Source organism: Cobetia sp. SIMBA_158, from assembly GCF_046566945.1.
Lineage (GTDB): Bacteria > Pseudomonadota > Gammaproteobacteria > Pseudomonadales > Halomonadaceae > Cobetia > Cobetia amphilecti.
The window spans coordinates 1-254 of sequence record NZ_JAWJYL010000712.1 but is presented as its reverse complement, the minus strand read 5'-3'; the positions used below and the strand labels follow the sequence as shown (position 1 = coordinate 254).

The following is a 254-nucleotide window of genomic DNA, read 5'->3' as shown; positions in this document are numbered from 1 at the left end:
CTCTTTCGTTTCGCAAATTTACTCAGCGTTTGCCATGCGGCTTTAAATAAACACTGGTACAACGCGCTTGGGTTATAGTGCGCAATGATATTCAACTCATGAGGGAGCGTAAAAACAAGGTGGAAATACCGACACGGTAATAAATCCTCTTGCTGCCTTTGCACCCACTTAGCAGTAGCCATGCCTTGGCAACGCGGACAATGACGGTCTCGACAACTACATCCAATCTTTTGTGACTCACCACAGTTATCACA

General features: G+C 45.7%; 1 protein-coding gene. It reads right to left on the bottom strand.

Going from position 1 to position 254, the window contains the following annotated elements:
* On the bottom strand, positions 1 to 254 hold a 254-nt coding region (locus tag R2R70_RS21675; protein ID WP_410979150.1), incomplete at both ends, for a transposase zinc-binding domain-containing protein.